The organism is Rhodoferax bucti, from assembly GCF_005876985.1.
Classification (GTDB): Bacteria; Pseudomonadota; Gammaproteobacteria; order Burkholderiales; family Burkholderiaceae_C; genus Allorhodoferax; species Allorhodoferax bucti.
Genome location: NZ_VAHD01000004.1, coordinates 40,452 through 57,022 on the forward strand (window position 1 = coordinate 40,452; position 16,571 = coordinate 57,022).

General features: G+C 63.1%; 15 protein-coding genes. 6 read left to right on the forward strand and 9 right to left on the reverse strand.

Annotated elements, in window-relative coordinates:
• Positions 1 to 21 precede the first annotated feature (21 nt).
• From FDM28_RS14700 to FDM28_RS14710, 3 genes are all read right to left on the reverse strand, one after another.
• Positions 22 to 1,485, reverse strand: coding sequence for a DegQ family serine endoprotease (locus FDM28_RS14700; RefSeq protein ID WP_138516438.1), 1,464 nt, complete (start codon positions 1,483 to 1,485; stop codon positions 22 to 24).
• Between the two features lie 139 nt (positions 1,486 to 1,624).
• Positions 1,625 to 4,315: a bifunctional acetate--CoA ligase family protein/GNAT family N-acetyltransferase gene (locus FDM28_RS14705; protein ID WP_138516440.1), complete on the reverse strand. Its 2,691-nt coding sequence runs from the start codon at positions 4,313 to 4,315 to the stop codon at positions 1,625 to 1,627.
• 31 nt (positions 4,316 to 4,346) lie between these two features.
• Positions 4,347 to 5,273, reverse strand: coding sequence for a histone deacetylase family protein (locus FDM28_RS14710; RefSeq protein WP_138516442.1), 927 nt, complete (start codon positions 5,271 to 5,273; stop codon positions 4,347 to 4,349).
• A gap of 142 nt (positions 5,274 to 5,415) precedes the next feature.
• Here FDM28_RS14710 and FDM28_RS14715 point away from each other — a divergent pair, with 142 nt between their 5' ends.
• Entirely contained in the window at positions 5,416 to 6,447 is a 1,032-nt protein-coding gene (locus tag FDM28_RS14715; RefSeq protein ID WP_138516444.1) for an AI-2E family transporter, read from the forward strand.
• A gap of 3 nt (positions 6,448 to 6,450) precedes the next feature.
• Here FDM28_RS14715 and FDM28_RS14720 read toward each other — a convergent pair whose 3' ends face one another.
• From FDM28_RS14720 to FDM28_RS14730, 3 genes are read right to left on the reverse strand one after another with little or no spacing between them, the layout of a single operon-like run.
• Positions 6,451 to 7,566, reverse strand: a complete 1,116-nt coding sequence (locus FDM28_RS14720; protein WP_138516446.1) for an acyl-CoA dehydrogenase family protein — start codon at positions 7,564 to 7,566, stop codon at positions 6,451 to 6,453.
• A 12-nt stretch (positions 7,567 to 7,578) separates the two neighbouring features.
• Positions 7,579 to 8,805: an acyl-CoA dehydrogenase family protein gene (locus FDM28_RS14725; RefSeq protein ID WP_138516448.1), complete on the reverse strand. Its 1,227-nt coding sequence runs from the start codon at positions 8,803 to 8,805 to the stop codon at positions 7,579 to 7,581.
• A gap of 57 nt (positions 8,806 to 8,862) precedes the next feature.
• Positions 8,863 to 9,537, reverse strand: coding sequence for a YceH family protein (locus tag FDM28_RS14730; protein ID WP_138516450.1), 675 nt, complete (start codon positions 9,535 to 9,537; stop codon positions 8,863 to 8,865).
• 13 nt (positions 9,538 to 9,550) lie between these two features.
• Between FDM28_RS14730 and purN the strand changes: the two genes are divergently transcribed.
• Positions 9,551 to 10,144 (forward strand): phosphoribosylglycinamide formyltransferase, encoded by a 594-nt coding sequence (purN, locus tag FDM28_RS14735; protein ID WP_138516452.1) that lies wholly within the window; start codon positions 9,551 to 9,553, stop codon positions 10,142 to 10,144.
• 37 nt (positions 10,145 to 10,181) lie between these two features.
• On the opposite strand, the gene xopAW is transcribed toward purN, so the two are convergent.
• Positions 10,182 to 11,081 carry an EF-hand domain-containing protein gene (xopAW, locus tag FDM28_RS14740; RefSeq protein WP_170211798.1) on the reverse strand — a complete coding sequence of 300 codons (900 nt, stop codon included), beginning with the start codon at positions 11,079 to 11,081 and terminating at the stop codon, positions 10,182 to 10,184.
• A gap of 223 nt (positions 11,082 to 11,304) precedes the next feature.
• On the opposite strand from xopAW, the gene FDM28_RS14745 reads away from it, so the two are divergent.
• Together FDM28_RS14745 and FDM28_RS14750 are read left to right on the forward strand one after the other, a co-directional pair.
• Positions 11,305 to 12,045, forward strand: coding sequence for a response regulator (locus FDM28_RS14745; RefSeq protein ID WP_138516456.1), 741 nt, complete (start codon positions 11,305 to 11,307; stop codon positions 12,043 to 12,045).
• Positions 12,033 to 13,205 (forward strand): ATP-binding protein, encoded by a 1,173-nt coding sequence (locus FDM28_RS14750; protein ID WP_240792030.1) that lies wholly within the window; start codon positions 12,033 to 12,035, stop codon positions 13,203 to 13,205. Before FDM28_RS14745 ends, FDM28_RS14750 begins: the two co-directional genes overlap by 13 nt.
• A gap of 57 nt (positions 13,206 to 13,262) precedes the next feature.
• Here FDM28_RS14750 and FDM28_RS14755 read toward each other — a convergent pair whose 3' ends face one another.
• Entirely contained in the window at positions 13,263 to 13,502 is a 240-nt protein-coding gene (locus FDM28_RS14755) for a DUF1653 domain-containing protein (protein WP_138516460.1), read from the reverse strand.
• A gap of 16 nt (positions 13,503 to 13,518) precedes the next feature.
• On the opposite strand from FDM28_RS14755, the gene FDM28_RS14760 reads away from it, so the two are divergent.
• The gene (locus FDM28_RS14760) at positions 13,519 to 14,790 is read left to right on the forward strand and encodes an RsmB/NOP family class I SAM-dependent RNA methyltransferase (RefSeq protein WP_138516462.1); all 1,272 of its coding nucleotides are present in this window, start codon (positions 13,519 to 13,521) and stop codon (positions 14,788 to 14,790) included.
• Between the two features lie 148 nt (positions 14,791 to 14,938).
• A complete protein-coding gene (locus FDM28_RS14765; RefSeq protein ID WP_138516464.1) occupies positions 14,939 to 16,153 on the forward strand; it encodes a DesA family fatty acid desaturase in 1,215 nt (404 codons plus the stop codon).
• A gap of 235 nt (positions 16,154 to 16,388) precedes the next feature.
• On the opposite strand, the gene rpmG is transcribed toward FDM28_RS14765, so the two are convergent.
• Positions 16,389 to 16,559 (reverse strand): 50S ribosomal protein L33, encoded by a 171-nt coding sequence (gene rpmG / locus FDM28_RS14770; RefSeq protein ID WP_087496788.1) that lies wholly within the window; start codon positions 16,557 to 16,559, stop codon positions 16,389 to 16,391.
• Positions 16,560 to 16,571: the final 12 nt, after the last annotated feature.

A 16,571-nucleotide genomic window follows, 5' to 3' on the forward strand; every position in this document is an offset into this window, starting at 1 on the left:
CGCTGGAGCCTGTTTTCATGCTTAACCCACGGTGATCGGCACAAACAAGCGGTCTTCCCCGCGCAGCACCAGCAAGGCCAGCTTCTTGCGGCCTTGACCCAGTTGGGACTTGAGCGCGTCTGGGGAGCTGGCCAGTTCGCCGTTGACTGACAAAATCACGTCCCCGCTGCGCAGGCCCGCGCGTTTGGCGGGGCCGTCCGCCACCTCTTCCACCACCAAGCCGCCCGCCACCTGTGCTTCGGCCCGCTCCTGACGGCTCAGGGGGCGCACTGCCAAGCCCAGTTGCTTTTCTTGCGGCGCTGCTGACTCCGCAGCCACCTTGCCGGATTCCATCTGGCCGAGTGTGATGTTCAGCTCTTTGGCTTTGCCCTGGCGCCACACCCCCAGGCTGGCTTGCGTGCCGGGCGCGGTGTCGGACACCAGCGGTGGCAGCTCGCTGGACTGGCTGATGGCGGTGCCGTTGAATTTCAAAATCACATCCCCCGCCTGCAGACCGGCTTTGTCGGCAGCGCTGCCCTTGTCCACCGAGTTCACCAGGGCGCCAGCGGGCTTATCCAGCCCGAAGGATTCGGCCAGCTCGGGGCTCACTTCCTGGATGGTGACACCCAGGCGGCCACGGCTCACCTTGCCGTGCGCGAGCAACTGGCCCTCGACCTTCATGGCCACATCAATCGGAATGGCGAAGCTCAGGCCCTGGTAGCCGCCGCTGCGGCTGTAAATTTGGGAGTTGATGCCAATGACTTCACCCGCAAGATTGAACAAGGGGCCGCCGGAGTTGCCGGGGTTGATGGCCACATCCGTTTGCAGGAAGGGCACATAGCCCTCGTCGGGCAAGCTGCGCGATTTGGCCGAGACGATGCCGGCTGTCACCGTGTTCTCAAAACCGAAAGGCGAGCCGATGGCGACCACCCATTCCCCCACGCGGCTGTTTTTGGGATCACCGATTTTGACGGTGGGCAGGTCTTTGGCGTCGATCTTGAGCACCGCCACGTCCGACAGCTTGTCGATACCCAGCACCTTGGCCTTGAACTCGCGTTTGTCCTTGAGCTTGACCGTGACTTCGCTGGCATCGGCCACCACGTGGGCGTTGGTCAGCACCACGCCATCGGATTTGACGATAAAGCCCGAACCCGTGCCCCGGGTGGGCGCGTTGTCGGGTTCCATGGGCGGCTGGAAGCGGCGGAAGAACTCATAAAACGGGTCGCGCGGGTCCAGCTGCGGGCCACCACCACGCGCGCTGGTTTTGACCGTGCCCTGCACGCTGATGTTGACGACGGCCGGGCCTTGCTGCTCGGCAATGTCGGCAAAGCCTGCCGGTGCAGTGCCGCGGGCGTCGATGGCGCGGCTGATGGCGGTGGGCTGGGCATCCGCCGGGGCGGCGGCCGGGTTGCGTTGCGAGAGTGCGTAGCCGCCCAAAAAGCAGCTGGACGCCAGCACGCCGATGAAAGTTGCCTTGAGGTAGAGGGAACGCTCTGTGAGTGCCATGGAGTGGATCCTTTCCGAAAACAGACAAGAAGCCGTTCAGATAAGGTCGCTCTGCCCCGAGTTCCAGAGGGGAATTGCAAAGAATTGTGAAGCGCCCGGGCACGTCTCGCGCACCCGGGGCAGAGGTGTGGCCGGTGGCTTACAGCGGGTGGCTCACCAGCTTGAAGTCGGCATCTTCTTCAAAGGTTTTGACGGTGAAGCCAAGGCTGCGCATCAGCTTGAGCATGCCGGGGTTGTGGGTGAGCACCAGGCCCTCGATTTCGCTCAGGCCTTTGTCGCGGGCTACGTCCATGATGGAGAGCATCAGCCGTGAGCCCAGGCCTTTGCCGGCAAAGTCGTCCGCTACCACCAGCGAGAACTCGCAGCTCGATTTGTCAGGGTTGGTCACGTAGCGCGAGACACCGATGATGCGTTCGGTCTCTAGCATCTCGCCGTCTTCGCCCGCAGTGCGGGTTTTGTGGACGGCAACCAGCGCCATTTCGCGGTCGTAATCAATCAGCGTGAAGCGGGCGAGCATGGCGGGGGGGAGCTCATGCATGCTGGAGACGAAGCGGAAGTAGCGGCTCTCTTTGGAGAGGCCTTGCACCAGGTCCTGCAGCATCTGCGCGTCGTCCGGCTGCACCGGGCGCACGGTGTACTCACCGCCGCCGCGCATGGGCCAGAGTTGCTCGTACTGGGCCGGGTAGGGCAGGATGGAGAGGTGGTTGTAGTTGTGCACCCGGCTGCTCACGCCTTGCGGCGCGTTGTCGATGACGATGCGCGCATCCACGGCCAGCGCGCCATGCTCGTCCACGATGATGGGGTTGATGTCCATCTCGCGCAGCTGGGGCAGCTCGCACACCATCTCGGAGATGCGCAGCAAGATCTGCTCCAGCAGGTCGATATTGGCGGGCGCGTTGCCGCGCCATTCACCCAATGTCTCGGCCACTCGCGAGCGCTCGATGAGGCGGCGCGCCAGAAACTGGTTGAGCGGGGGCAGCTCCATGGCGCGGTCGTTGATCAGCTCGATCATGGTGCCGCCGGCGCCGAAGGCAATCACCGGGCCGAACGGGTCATCAGTGACCAAGCCTATATAGATTTCGCGGCCATGGCGCGAGCGCACCATGCTTTGCACCGTGACGCCGTTGATGCGGGCGTCCGGGCGCAGGCGCTTTACGGTTTGCATCATGTCGTTGTAGGTGTCGCGTACGCCGGTGGCGTTCAGGATGTTCAGCGCCACGCCGCCTACGTCCGATTTGTGGCTGATGTCGGGCGAGTCGATTTTGAGCACCGCCGGAAAGCCCAGCTGGGTGGCAATCATCATCGCCTCGTTGGCGCTGCGGGCGAGGATGGTGCGGGTGACGGGAATGTGGAAGGCCGAGAGCAGGGTCTTGGACTCCATCTCGGTGAGCACCTTGCGCCGCTCAGCCAGCACGCTCTCAATCACCAGCCGCGCACCTTCAATGTCGGGTTTGGCCAGGGTGGAGAGGGGCGGTGGCGTTTGCTGCAGCAGCAACTGGTTTTGATAGAAGGACGCAATGTTGCTGAAGGCGCCCACTGCCGCTTCCGGCGTGCGGAAGCTGGGTATCTCGGCGGCTTTCAGGATGCCGCGGGCGGCGTTCACCGTACTGTCGCCCATCCAGCAGGAGAGCAGGGGTTTGCCGATGGTTTTCTTGACCTCGGCCAACGCGCTGGCCACCTCGGAGGCATCGTGCCCAGCTTTGGGGGAGTAGATGGCCAGCACGCCGTCCACGCCCCGGTCTTTGCCAGCGGCGTTGAGTGCGGCTTTGAAGTGGCTGCCATCGGCTTCTTCCGACAGGTCAATCAAATCCACCAGCGAGGCCAGCTCGGGCAAATGGGGCTTGAGGGATGCAGCAGTTTCGCTGGACAGGCGCGCCAGCTGCAGTTGCAGCTCGTTGATCCAGTCGGCTGCCAGCACACCGGGGCCGCCGCCGTTGGTCACGATGGCCAGGCGTTTGCCCACGGGGCGGTAGCGCGAGGCCAGGCACTTGGCGGCTGAAAACAGCTCTACAAACGAGCGCACCCGCACAGCACCTGCGCGGCGCAGGGCGGCGTCAAATACATCGTCGCTGCCCACAATGGCGCCGCTGTGGGTTTGGGCGGCCTCGTTGCCGGCGGGGCGGCGGCCGGCCTTGAGCACCACCACCGGCTTGGCGTTGGCCGCCATGCGCAGGGCGCTCATGAAGCGGCGTGCGTCGGCAATGCCCTCCATGTACACAATGATGCTTTGGGTTTGCGCGTCGTTGGCTAGAAAGTCCAGCACATGGGCAATGTCCACCGAGGTGTGGGCGCCCAGCGAGACGACGGATGAAAACCCCACGGCATTGTTGGCCGCCCAGTCCAGCATGGATGCCGTGAGCGCGCCCGATTGCGACACCAGGCCCAGCGGCCCGCGCTGGGCCAATGGGCCGGCCGCACTGGCGTTGAGCTGGAGCTGCGGGCGCTGCAAGCCGAGGCAATTAGGGCCCAGCAGCTGCACGCCTTCGCGCTTGGCAATTTTGGCCAGCGCTGCCGCCTGCTCCGCGCTGATACCGCTGGAGAGGATGACCGCGGCTCGGCAGGCAATGCGCCCGGCAATTTCCAGCGCCGCGCTCACATCCTTTGGGGGCAGGGCGATGATGGCCAAGTCCGCCCGGGCCTGGGCCAGGTCGGCCAGGGTGCCGGTGCTGTGGATGTCCAGAAAGCGCAGGGTACCGGTGAAGGTTTGGCTTTGGAGCGAGGCCACCAGCGCACGGGCTTGGGGGGTCAGGCCCTCAGGGTGTTCGGTATCCCCGGCAAACACAATGATGGATTGCGGTGCAAACAGGGGGGTGAGGTAGTGTTTTTCCATAAGAACTCCCTTGGGTGGGTGCAGCTGGCGCTCAGTCGGCGCCTATCAGCACTTTGACGTGTTCGGCCACGCTGCGGGCCAGGGGGTTGAGCACGTAGCCACCCTCCAGGCACGAGATCACGCGGCCTTTGCAGTGGCGGTTGGCTACGGCCATGAGCTGGCGGGTGACCCAGGCGTAGTCGGCATCGACCAGGCCAAGGTTGCCCATGTCGTCTTCGCGGTGCGCATCAAAGCCGGCGGAGATGTAGATGAGCTGCGGGGCAAAGGCGTCCAGCGCGGGAATCCAGCGGGTGGACACGGCATCGCGAAAGGCCTCGCTGCCCGAGCGGGCCGGCAGGCCCACGTTGCACATATTGGGGCCAGTGGCACTGTCGCCGGTGTTGGGGTAGAGGCCTTTTTCAAAAATCGAGCACATCAGCACCCGCTCGTCACCCCGGAAGATGTCTTCGCTGCCGTTGCCGTGGTGCACGTCAAAGTCGATCAGCGCCACCCGCTGCAGGCCATGCACATCCAGCGCATGGCGGATACCCACCGCAACGTTGTTGAAGAAGCAAAAGCCCATGGCCGCCGAGCGCTCGGCATGGTGGCCCGGCGGGCGCACATTGCAAAAGGCGGTAGGCACTTGGCCGCTGAGCACCAGGTCGGTGGCTTGCACCGCCGCACCCGCAGCCCGCAGGGCCGCCGGGATGGTGAAGGGGTTCATGTCGGTATCGGGGTCCACCTTGTGGTAGCCCTCTTTGGGGGCGGCCTCTATCAGCTCATTCACATAGTTGCTGGCATGGGCCCGGCCGAGCTGCGCCTTGGTGGCCAGCGGGGCGTCGTAGGTGTTCATGTAGTCCAGCAGGCCGCGCAGCAGCAGCATGTCCTGGATGGCGCCCAGGCGCTCGGGGCACTCGGGGTGGTGGGGGCCCATTTCGTGGCGGGCGCAGTCGGGGTGGGAAATGAAGGCGGAAAGCACGTTGTCTCCTGCATGGATATTTTTTATCAGTCTATGCATACATGCTGACACCAGTCTTGATGTGGGGCAATAAGCCGTGCCCCCGCGGGTTTCGGGGGATTGGGGCGTGCAGCGCTGCACAGTTGATACCATCGTGGCACCCATGACGCCCAAGCCCGCTTCCTCCCCCTTTGCCCGCTCTACCCCCCGTTTCATGACCGCCAGCGCCCAAGGCTTGGCGCTGGTGCTGTGCGTGCTCGTGTTGGTGTACGGCTTGTTGCCCGGTTTGCTGGCCGTGTGCCTGGGCTTTATGGCGACGCAGGCACTCAGCACCCCGAGTGCGCGCTGGACGCGCTGGCGGCCCAGCACCTTGGTGGCGGCTACGGTGGTCATTGTGGTGCCTTTGTTGCTGGTGACGCTGGGCTTGTCCAACGCCAAAGGCATGGTTTTCAGTGCAGGCGCGCAATACGAAGCTTTGTTGCACCACTTGGCCGGCACCGTGCTGGAAATCCGGCAGAAGCTGCCGCCCAACCTTGCCGCCCACCTGCCGGACGAACTGGTGGCAGCGCAGGCTTGGCTGGCGGCGTATCTACAAAGCCAGGCCCATGCGCTCACCGGCATGGGCTCCGCCGGTCTGCAGGGTGGCTTGCTGGCTTATGTGGGGCTGGTCATCGGGGCGCTGATTGTGGGCACGCCGGGTGTGAGCCAGCCGGCGCCCTTGCGGGCGGCTGTCCGCCAGAGGGGGCGCTATTTTGTGGGTGCTTTCCGGCAGATTGTGGTGGCGCAGTTCTGGATTGCGACTTTCAATGCGGCGTGTACCGCTGTGTTTTTGTTTGGCGCTCTGCCCCTGTTGGATGTGCGCATTCCGTACAGCAGCATGCTGGTGGCGTTGACGTTTTTTGCCGGGCTGATTCCCATTGTGGGCAACCTGTTGTGCAACGGCGTGCTCACGCTGGCGGGCATGTCGGTGGCACCCATGGTGGGGCTGGCCTGCCTGGTCTTTTTGATTGCCATCCACAAGTTTGAATACGTCATCAACGCCAAGGTGGTGGGCAAGCGCACCGGCACCTCCGCGTGGGAGTTGCTCACGGTGATGTTTGTGGGCGAAGCCATTTTCGGCGTGGCCGGTTTGGTGGCCGCGCCGCTGTACTACGCCTACGTTAAGCGCGAGCTGGTGGAGGAGGGGCTGGTCTAGCCCTCAAGCGAACACCCCCGCTGTGTCTTGCATGCGGGCCGACACCTCGCCCAAGTGGTGCAGCGTGTCGCCAAAGCTCATTTCCAGCTCGGTGAGCTTGCGGAAGTAGTGGCTCACGATGTACTCGTCCGTCACCCCGATACCGCCGTGCAACTGCACCGCCTGCTGGCCGATGAAGCGCATGCTGTTGCCCAACTGGTATTTCGCGCGGGCCAGGGCCGCGCGGCGCTCCGGTGCGGGGGCGTTGAGCTTGAGGCTGGCGTAGTAGCTCATGGAGCGGGCCAGTTCCAGCTGCATCTTCATGTCGGCCACCCGGTGGCGCAGCGCCTGGAAGCTGCTGATCGCCACGCCGAACTGCTTGCGGGTGTTGAGGTAGTCGGCGGTGATGTCCAGCGTCTTGTCCATCACGCCTACGGCCTCGGCGCAGGTGGCGGCAATGCCAACGTCCACCGCATGCTCGAGCGCGGCTTGGCCTTGAGTAGTGATGAGCTGCGCAGGTGCGTTTTTGAAGAAGACTTCTGCCGCGCGGCCACCGCCCTGGGTGTTGTAGCCCCGGGGGCTGACGCCGGCGGATTCGCGCTCCACCACAAACAGACCCATCACGCTGTTGACCTTGGCGGAGACGAGGTAGGCATCGGCCTTGTCGCCGGCGGCCACTATGCTTTTTGTAGCATTCAGCACATAGCCACCGGGCGCTTGGTGCGCTTTTCCTGCAATGGCGTCGAGTGCGTAGCGGCTGCCGCGCTCCTGGTAGGCCAGCACCACCAGCTTTTCACCGCTGGCAATGCCGGGGAGCCATGCCGCTCGGGTGGCCGCGTCGGCGTAGCCTGCCAGCACCGCGCCGGCGATCAGCGCATGGGGCAAGGGCTCCAGCACCATGCCGCGGCCCAGCTCCTCTATCACCACCATGCCGTCGATGGGACCTAGCCCCATGCCACCATCGTCTTCCGGCACATAAAGGCCGGTCAGGCCCAGCTCAGCCAGCTCGGTGTAGGCGGCCCGGTCGAAGCCACCGGCCTTCTCGGCAGCGCGGCGGCGCTCGAAGGTGTAGCCCTTGTCGACGTATTTGCGCACCGCGTCGCGCAGTTGTTCCTGGTCGTCAGAAAAATCAAAGTCCATGTTCTTCTCCGGTTAGCCCAGCACGACCTGGGAAACAATGTTTCGCTGTACTTCATTGCTGCCGCCATAGATGGTGGTCTTGCGCAGGTTGAAGTAGGTGGAGGCCAAGGGCGCGTTGCCCACTTCGCCACCGGGAAAGCCGCCCAGGGCGCCGGCAGTGGCGTCGCCTTGCCAGCCGGCTTCCATGGCTTCGCGGATGAGCGGCAGGGCAAATGGGCCGGCGGCCAGCATCATCAATTCGCTATAGCGCTGCTGGATTTCGCTGCCCCGGATCTTCAACAGGCCGGCAATGTCCAGCGAGTTTTTGCCGCTCTTCTCAGCCGACAGCACGCGCAGCACTAGCATCTCCAGTGCGATCACGTCCACCTCCAGCTTGGCGATTTCATCGCGGAAGCGGCTGGCGGCGGCGCCTCCGGTGGCCGGGTCCCACACGCCTTCGCGCTTGGCAATGCGCTTCAAGCGCTCCAGCTCGCGCTTGGCGCGGTTCACGTCGGCAATGTTGGTGCGCTCGTGGCTTAGCAAGTGCTTGGCATAGGTCCAGCCCTTGTTTTCTTCTCCAATCAGGTTTTCGGCCGGCACTTCCACGTTGTCGAAAAAGACTTCGTTCACCTCGTGGCCGCCGTCCAGCATGATGATGGGGCGCACCGTCACGCCGGGGCTTTTCATGTCGATGAGCAGGAAGCTGATGCCGGTCTGTGGCTTGCCCTCGGTGCTGGTGCGCACCAGGCAGAAGATCCACTCGCCGTACTGGCCCAAGGTGGTCCAGGTTTTCTGACCGTTCACGATGTATTTGTTGCCCTGGCGCTCTGCACGCGTCTTGACTGAGGCCAGGTCCGAGCCGGAGCCCGGTTCGCTATAGCCTTGGCTCCACCAGACCTTGCCGCTGGCGATGCCGGGCAAGAAGCGCTGCTGCTGCTCCGGCGTGCCAAAGGCCATGATGACCGGCGCCACCATCACCGGCCCGAAGGGGATGACCCGGGGCGCACCGGCGAGGGCGCATTCTTCTTCAAACAGGTGCTTTTGGATGGCAGTCCAGCCCGGGCCGCCGAATTCCTTAGGCCAGCCGAAACCCAGCCAGCCCTTGGCACCCAAAATTTGGGCCCAACGCTGGTGGTCTTCGCGGGTCAACTCCAGGGCGTTGTGTACCTTGTGGGCGATGTCGGCAGGTAGGTGGGCGTGTACCCAGGCGCGCACTTCCTCGCGAAAGGCCTGTTCCTCGGGCGTGAAAGCCAAGTCCATTGCAGTCTCCTCGGTGTTCTTCGAATGGGGTGACCGCTTTTTAGCACGGTCGTTCTTTTATTCTTGTCCGGGTTGCGACATGCCGAGTTCGGCGCACAGTTTTTGCACCGTGGCACGCAGCTCGGCCACCTCGGCTTCCAGCTGGGTAACGCGGGCCTGCAGCTCGGCGCTGGCGGGGCCCGATACGGCGCCAGACCGGCTGACTACCGCCGCGCTGGCATCCACCGGCCCGCACAGCAGGTGGGCCCAGCGCTGTTCGCGGGCGCCGGGTGCGCGGTCGAGCTTGATGACCAGGGGGCCGCCTTTTTCTTCGCTGCGCTCCTGCAACTCGTCCAGAAACGCTTCCACCGACGAGGTGTCGGCAAAGCGGTACCAGCGCTCCGCATTCAGGCGCAGCTCGGCCGCAGTTTGCGGGCCGCGCAGCATCAAGAGGCCCAGCAGCACCGCGCTTTGCTCGGGCACACCGATGCCGCGCTGGGCGTTGTGGGTGAACTTGGTGGCGCGTCCGCCGCTGGTCTCGTGCACCAGGCCAGCCTCGCGCAGGCTGTCGACCGCGCTGCTGACTTCGGATTCGCTCAGCTCCATCAGCGGTTCGCGGCTGGTTTTCTGGTTGCAGCCCAGCATCAGGCTGTTCAGGGTGAGCGGGTAGCTGTCGGGCACGGTGCGGGCTTTTTCCATCAGGGTGGCGAGCACGCGGGCTTCAACAGGGGAGAGCAAGAGGGGGGTGGTCATAATTCAGCCAGTTATGAAAAACATCGTGATTTTGATCTCTGGCGGTGGCTCCAACATGGCTGCCATCGTGCGCGCTTCGCAAAAAGAAGACTGGGCGGCGCGCTATGGCGCCCGGGTGGCTGCGGTTATCAGCAACAAGGGCACCGCAGGCGGCCTGGTGTTTGCCAAAGAGCAGGGCCTGGACACCCATGTGCTGGACCACAAAACCTATGCCGACCGCGAGGCATTTGATGCCGCCCTGGCCCAAGTGATTGACCGCTACGACACGCCGCAGGCGCCGGTGCTGGTGGTGCTGGCCGGGTTCATGCGCATTTTGACGGCGGGCTTTGTGGAGAAATATGCGGGGCGCCTGGTGAACATCCACCCCTCGCTCTTGCCGGCCTTTGGTGGTTTACACACCCACCAGCGGGCGCTGGATGCCGGCTGCCAATTCGCCGGTGCCACCGTGCACCTGGTGACGCCCGAACTGGACCATGGGCCGATTCTGGAACAAGCCGTGGTGCCGGTGCTGCCTGGCGACACGGCAGACACTTTGGCCGCCCGGGTGCTCACGCAGGAGCACCGCATTTACCCCCGGGCGGTGGCCAATTTGCTATCGAAAAAGTAGCTGCCAGCGCACATTCCGTTTGCGCTAGCGGCACTTTTTATGCTGAAGCGCTGAGCAGGCTGCTGGTGGTGCTGCCACTCCAGCCTTGCGCCACTTGGGCGTAAATTTGCTTGGCCAGGGCGGCGATGGCGGCACTGGCTTTGCTGTCATCGGTGCTAGAAGTCGACGAAGCGCTGTCAGATGTGGAGCTGCTGTCGCTGCTGGACAGCGACGACACCGCGTTTTTGATTTCGCCCACCAGCCGTTCGATCTCTGACACCGTGCCGTCCTGGTTGGTGTCCAGCGGATCGTAGGTGGTGCTGCTGGATTCGGACTTGCCTGCGCCGCCAGGGCCGCCACCGGGTGGCGGACCGCCTGGCCCACCGGGGCCTTGCGCACTCTGGGTGCCGCTGCTGCCTTGGGCGCCTTCCGGCGGCTGGGGCTGGCCCGCCTCAAACTCGGTCTGCGAGAGCGAGCCGTTGCCATCGGTATCGAGTTTGCTGAAGTCCTGGCTCACATCCTGCCCGGTGTCCGACTTGATTTTGTCGGTGAGCACTTGGAGCTCGTCTTGGCTGACTGAGCCGTCGCCATCGGTATCCACTTTGGCAAACAGGTCGTCCTGCTTGCCGTTGCTGCCGCCCATGCCACGGGACTGCGCGAAGTCCATGGTGGAGGGGGGCGGTGGCATCAGGTCTTTCATGCCCTGGTCCAACTCGTCGCTGGAGAGGCTGCCGTCGGCGTTGCTGTCCATTTTGGTGAACAGTTCTTTGCTGTCGCCCAGGCTGGTGCCTGTTTTGCTGGCGATATCGCTCAACATGCTGCTGAGTTCGGTCTGGTCGACGCTGCCACTGCTGTCGGTGTCGACCTTGGCGAACATCTTCGCCTGGTGCTGGGCCCGTTGTGCACTGACCGCCGCCCAGGCATTGCTGGAACCGCTGACCCCGCTGATGGTGCTCATGGTCATTTCCTTTCTCGGTAGGTGGGTGAAGTGCCACCCGGAATCCAAAAAGCCGAGCGACAGCTTGATTCTTGAAAGCGGAGGTATCGCCGGTTTGTCGGCTTTGTACCGGGCTTGATACAAAAGGCGGTTTCAAGCGTTGAGAAGCGGGCCGCACACCTGCCAATTCAGGGCTTTGCGAGGCGGGTGGTTTTCTAAACTGAGCGGGCCGAAGGGACTGTCCATGCATACCAAGATATCCATCCTCATCGTTGACGACGACGCCGAAATCACCGAGCTGTTGGGCGAGTACCTCAGTCGATTCAACTTCGAGGTGCACACGGCTTGCGACGCAGACAGCATGCGCGCCCAGTTGGCCCTCCATGCGGTGAATCTGGTGGTGCTGGATGTGATGCTGCCCGGCACGGACGGGCTCACCTTGTCCCGCGAAATCCGTGAACGCTCCCAGATCCCGGTGATCATGCTCACCGCCCGAACCACCACGTTTGACCGCATCATGGGGCTGGAAAACGGGGCGGACGATTACATGGGTAAACCCTTTGAGCCGCGCGAACTGGTCGCCCGCATCCATACCGTGCTGCGCCGCGCCCAGGGCGCCAAAGACGCGGCGCCCAATGTGGCCCGCAGCGATGTGGTCTGCTTTGACGGCTGGGAGCTGCACCGCGAGGAGCGCACGCTGGTGTCGCCTACCGGGCTGGTTGTGGCCCTCTCCAACGCCGAATTCCGCCTCCTGAATACCTTTTTGCAGACGCCCCGCCGCCTGTTCAGCCGCGACCAGCTCATGGAGCAGGCGCGCGGCCGCGCCATGGATGCGTTTGAGCGCAGCATCGACCTGCTGGTGTCCCGCCTGCGGCAAAAGCTGGCCGATGACCCCGACGAGCCTTCCATGATCAAAACCGTGCGCGGTGCGGGCTATATGTTCAACGTGCAATCGGTCCAAGGGCGCATGGCGTGGCGGGCCTGAGCCTGCGAGCCGCCGCGCGCAGCCATGTGGCGGCGTGGGCAGCGCGCTGCCTGCCCGACAGCTTGTTTGGCCGTCTGGCCTTGCTCTTGGCCGTGGCGGTGCTCAGCAGCCATGTGTTGGCGTTGACGTTGCTCTTTGAAATGCGCCCCGACTTTAAGCCGGGCTTTCCACCGCCTGGTCCGCTGGCCACACCGTCTTCTCTGGCGCCGCCTTCGGCATTGGGGCTGAGCGCGCGCCCACAGCCGCAAGATGCTCCTTTTGCGGAGCCCCCGCCCCATCGGGGCCCCGGCCCGCATGGCGGCCCGCCGCCCGAGGGCTTGTTGCTGGACATCGGCGTGCGCCTCACGGCGCTGCTGCTGGCGGGCTGGGTGGGCGCGCGCTGGCTCTCCAGCCCGGTGCAGCGCTTGGCGGATGCCGCCCGCGAGCTGGGGCACAACTTGCACCGCCCGCTCTTGCCGGAGACCGGCACCCGTGAGTGCCGCGAGGCTACCCGTGTGTTCAACCAAATGCAGCAGCGCATTTGCGCCCAGCTGGAGCAGCGCGACCAGTTTGTGGCCGCGGTGTCGCACGACCTGCGCACCCCGCTGACCCGCCTGGCGCTGCGGGTGGAGTCCCTGAAAGACGACACCGAGCGCCAGCGCTTTGGCAAAGACATTGCGGAAATGGACACCATGATCCGCGCCACGCTCGACTACCTGCGCGGCGCGGCAGACGCTGAGCCCTGGATGCCGCTGGATGTGGATTCTCTGGTGAGCAGCCTGGCGCATGACCAGCAAGACTGCGGTCACGACGTCGCGGTGGAGGGGCCAGCGTGCGGCGCGCCGGTACGGGCCCAGTCCAGCGCGCTGCGGCGCTGCATTACCAATTTGCTGGACAACGCGGTGCGCTACGGCGGCGGTGCCCGGGTGCAGTTGCTGCAAGCCGGCAGCACTTTGCGGGTGCTGGTGCGCGACCAGGGCCCCGGCATACCCGAAGGCGAGCTCACTAAAGTGCTGCAGCCCTTTTACCGGGTGGAGGGTTCGCGCAACCGCCACACCGGCGGGGTAGGGCTGGGCTTGGCAGCGGCGCATGAAATCGCCCGCCAGCACGGCGGCAGCCTGCAGCTACGCAACCGGCCCGGCGGCGGGCTGGAGGCCGAGCTGGCCTTGCCAGTCCTGTGAATTTGCTATGAATTTGTGAGCTGCTTGCGCATATTCCGCGAGCACTAGAGGCTTATTTCATTCCTCAATGCGGGTAAAGCGGGGCAGCGCCACGCCATTGATCACCACGGTTTCCAAAAACATGGCCGCAGGCCGCACCCACAGGCCATGCTCGCCGTAAAGGGCGCGGTACAGCGTCATGGGCTCACAGGTTTCGCTGTGGCGTACGGTGTCCAGCACCTGGTATTCCATGCCCTTGTAATGGCGGTAGCGGCCGGGCGGGGTGATCACGAGTGGAGGGAGTTTTTCATCAGACATGGGACAATACTAGGTTATGCATCCAAAAGCCCTGCTTGACGCCTGTTCCGAATTGGTCCGGCTCACCCTCAAATTCGATCACCCCGCAGACGCGATCGTCTCCCGTTTCTTCCGCGATAACCGTGGCCTGGGGCCGCGCGAGCGCGCCACGCTGGCCGAGACGGTGTACACCGTGTTGCGCAAAAAACAGTTGTTTGACCACCTGGCCCCCTCGGGCAGCGGCCCCAAAGAGCGCCGCTTGGCGATTTTGGGTTTCTACGGCCCCGGCGACTTTTTGCGCAGCGCGCTCTCGGACCAGGAAAAACGCTGGCTCGACCAGTGCGAAGCCGTCAAACCCGAAGACTTGATGGAGCGCCACCGCCACAACCTGCCCGAGTGGTTGGTGCAACCCCTCAAAGACCAGCTGGGCGATGGTTTCTGGCCGCTGGTGGACAGCCTCAACCTGGGCGCTGGCTTGGATTTGCGCGTCAATGCCATGAAGGCTAAGCGTGCGGATGTGCAAAAAGAGTTGCAGCAAGCCGGCATCAAGGCCGTGCCCACACCGTTTTCCCCGTGGGGCTTGCGGATTGCCGGCAAACCCGCGCTGAACAAGAACGAAGCCTTTTTGCGTGGCGACTTTGAAGTGCAGGACGAAGGCTCGCAGCTGCTGGCCATGCTGGTAGACGCCAAACGCGGCGAAATGGTGGTGGATTTCTGTGCCGGTGCCGGTGGCAAAACACTGGCACTGGGCGCCGCCATGCGCAGCACCGGGCGCTTGTACGCCTTTGATACCTCCGCCCATCGCCTGGACGCGCTCAAGCCCCGCATGGCTCGCAGCGGGTTGTCTAACGTGCATCCCGCCGCCATTGCCCATGAGCGGGACGACCGCGTGAAGCGCTTGTCCGGCAAGCTGGACCGGGTGCTGGTGGACGCGCCCTGTACTGGTTTGGGAACTTTGCGCCGCAACCCTGATCTGAAATGGCGTCAGACGTTGGCGGGTGTGGAAGAGATGGCGGTCAAGCAAGCAGCCATTCTGCAAAGTGCCGCCCGCATGGTGAAGTCCGGTGGCCGCTTGGTGTACGCAACCTGTAGCGTTTTGCCGCAAGAGAATGAAGCAATTGCCGATGCCTTCTCCGCTGCCAACCCCGATTTCGTGCCGCTGTCCGCGGGTGAAGTCCTTGCGAACCTCAAGGTTGACAATGCACCAAGCCTGTGCAGCGGTGGGGAAGACGGCCAGTTGTACCTGCGTTTGTGGCCCCATTTGCATCAAACAGACGGATTCTTCGCTGCGGTTTGGCAAAAGAAGTGAAACTTTTGACGAAAGTTAATGTTTTTTAACTTCACGTTGATTTATCTAGCCAAAACTGACAGCTCCATCTAAAATAATGGCTTAGCAAAGAGGCGTCTGACGCCTTTTTGTCATAAATAACCAACCTCGTTGAGAGACTGAGTAAATTATGTTTTTATCTGACTGGGCTGTGCTGAACGCAGCGATCGATTGGCTGGCCCACGGTGCGTGGAATATTGCGTGGTGGCAAATCGTGTTGTTTGCACTGGCGCTAACCCACGTGACCATGATCAGCGTGACCGTGTTTTTGCACCGCCACCAGGCGCATCGCTCGCTCGATCTGCACCCCATTGCATCCCACTTCTTCCGCTTCTGGCTGTGGTTGACCACTGGCCAAGTGACCAAGGAATGGGCTGCCATCCACCGCAAGCACCACGCCAAGTGCGAGCAGGCGGAAGATCCGCACAGCCCCCATGTGTACGGTATCAAGACGGTGCTGCTGCAAGGTGCCGAGCTGTACCGTGCCGAGTCGAAAAACAAGGAAACCATGGCCCGCTTCGGCCACGGCACTCCGGACGACTGGATTGAGCGCAACCTCTACACCCGCTATTCTTGGCAAGGTGTGGGTTTGATGATGATCATCGACCTGTTCCTGTTTGGTGCCGCAGGCTTGGCTGTCTGGGCTTTGCAAATGGCATGGACGCCCATCACGGCTGCCGGCATCATCAACGGCGCCGCCCACTACTGGGGTTACCGCAACTTTGAAGCGCCTGATGCGTCGACCAACATCTCGCCTTGGGGCATCATCATTGCCGGTGAAGAGTTGCACAACAACCACCACACTTACCCCACATCGGCCAAGTTGTCGGTGAAGCCTTACGAATTTGATATCGGCTGGATGTACATCACCATCATGAGCGCATTGGGTCTGGCCAAAGTCAAAAAGACACCGCCCAAGGCTGCCTATGGCGACGCCCGCCCTGTGGCGGACGAGAAGACCTTGGAGGCCTTGATCGCTAATCGCTACGAAATCATGGCCACTTACGCCAAGGGTGTTCGCCAGGCGGCCCGCGATGAGCTGGAAGCCATGAAGGCTCGCAGCGCCGATGCCGCCATGATCCAAGCCGCCAAGCGCTGGATGCACCGGGATGTGGACAAGGTACCTGCCGCCGCTGCACCCCAGCTGGCCCAGGCTCGCGCAGCATCTCCCGTGTTGGACAAGATGGTGACCATGCGTGAAGAGCTGCGTCAGATGTGGCTCAACACCAGCGTGTCCCGCGAGCAGTTGACCAAGGACCTGCAAGGCTGGTGCCACCGTGCGGAAGAAAGCGGCATTGCTGCGCTGCGTGACTTCTCCATGAAGCTGCGCGCTGCACGCGTGTAAGCGTTTTTCGCCTGATTTAGAAGCCCGCTCAGCGCGGGCTTTTTTATGTCTGGATATTTCAGTGGTTCGCAAGAGGCGGTGAGCGCAGCGGTTTTGCGCAGGTCAAGGAGGAGCCCGAAGGGCGGAGGACACGGAGCAAAGCCGCTGCGCTCACCGCCTCTGGAGCAGCTACGAACTATTTTTGGACGTAAAAAAGCCCGCACTGGGCGGGCTTTTTCATCAAGGCAAGCGTGAATTACTTCAGCTTGATTTCCTTGTAGTCGACGTGCTTGCGAGCAACGGGATCAAATTTCTTGATCAACATTTTCTCGGGCATGGTCTTCTTGTTCTTGTCGGTCGTGTAGAAGTGACCGGTACCAGCTGTAGATTCCAGCTTGATTTTTTCGCGTCCGCCTTTGGTTGCCATGGTGCTTTACTC

What these genes read in the sequence shown, in the direction of transcription:
- FDM28_RS14700 (WP_138516438.1), bottom strand. Translation starts at nt 1,485, where the DNA reads ATGGCACTCACAGAGCGTTCCCTCTACCTCAAGGCAACTTTCATCGGC.
- FDM28_RS14705 (WP_138516440.1), bottom strand. Translation starts at nt 4,315, where the DNA reads ATGGAAAAACACTACCTCACCCCCCTGTTTGCACCGCAATCCATCATT.
- FDM28_RS14715 (WP_138516444.1), top strand. Translation starts at nt 5,416, where the DNA reads ATGACGCCCAAGCCCGCTTCCTCCCCCTTTGCCCGCTCTACCCCCCGT.
- FDM28_RS14720 (WP_138516446.1), bottom strand. Translation starts at nt 7,566, where the DNA reads ATGGACTTTGATTTTTCTGACGACCAGGAACAACTGCGCGACGCGGTG.
- FDM28_RS14725 (WP_138516448.1), bottom strand. Translation starts at nt 8,805, where the DNA reads ATGGACTTGGCTTTCACGCCCGAGGAACAGGCCTTTCGCGAGGAAGTG.
- FDM28_RS14730 (WP_138516450.1), bottom strand. Translation starts at nt 9,537, where the DNA reads ATGACCACCCCCCTCTTGCTCTCCCCTGTTGAAGCCCGCGTGCTCGCC.
- purN (WP_138516452.1), top strand. Translation starts at nt 9,551, where the DNA reads ATGAAAAACATCGTGATTTTGATCTCTGGCGGTGGCTCCAACATGGCT.
- xopAW (WP_170211798.1), bottom strand. Translation starts at nt 11,081, where the DNA reads ATGAGCACCATCAGCGGGGTCAGCGGTTCCAGCAATGCCTGGGCGGCG.
- FDM28_RS14745 (WP_138516456.1), top strand. Translation starts at nt 11,305, where the DNA reads ATGCATACCAAGATATCCATCCTCATCGTTGACGACGACGCCGAAATC.
- FDM28_RS14755 (WP_138516460.1), bottom strand. Translation starts at nt 13,502, where the DNA reads ATGTCTGATGAAAAACTCCCTCCACTCGTGATCACCCCGCCCGGCCGC.
- FDM28_RS14760 (WP_138516462.1), top strand. Translation starts at nt 13,519, where the DNA reads ATGCATCCAAAAGCCCTGCTTGACGCCTGTTCCGAATTGGTCCGGCTC.
- FDM28_RS14765 (WP_138516464.1), top strand. Translation starts at nt 14,939, where the DNA reads ATGTTTTTATCTGACTGGGCTGTGCTGAACGCAGCGATCGATTGGCTG.
- rpmG (WP_087496788.1), bottom strand. Translation starts at nt 16,559, where the DNA reads ATGGCAACCAAAGGCGGACGCGAAAAAATCAAGCTGGAATCTACAGCT.